The 326-nt window shown below is 32.2% G+C and carries 1 protein-coding gene; it reads left to right on the top strand.

What is annotated here, in order from left to right; translation table 11 throughout:
- On the top strand, window positions 1-273 hold a 273-nt coding region (locus BHE89_RS23280; RefSeq protein WP_458694258.1), incomplete at its 5' end, for a fimbrial biogenesis chaperone.
- Window positions 274-326: the final 53 nt, after the last annotated feature.

Raw genomic sequence — 326 nt, 5'->3', positions numbered from 1 at the left:
GAAGCACCTAGCAAACTGGTCTTTACTGTCTCTAATGATAAATTAATTATCAAGAATCCTTCTCCTGTTTTTGTGACCATTGTTCAGCTGAAATTAAATAATGATGATCTAGACAATATTATGGTTGAACCTTTTGGTGAGGCTAATATTCCTATTAAATCTACTTCAAAAGTAAGTAATGAAATCAGTTATGAAACCATTAATGACTATGGTTCTATGACACCAAGGAAGCACCTAGCAAACTGGTCTTTACTGTCTCTAATGATAAATTAATTATCAAGAATCCTTCTCCTGTTTTTGTGACCATTGTTCAGCTGAAATTAAAT

The organism is Shigella sp. FC1967, assembly GCF_001743005.1.
GTDB lineage: Bacteria > Pseudomonadota > Gammaproteobacteria > Enterobacterales > Enterobacteriaceae > Proteus.
Note: the sequence above shows the minus strand (reverse complement) of the source record. Positions and strands in the feature narration are given on the sequence as shown.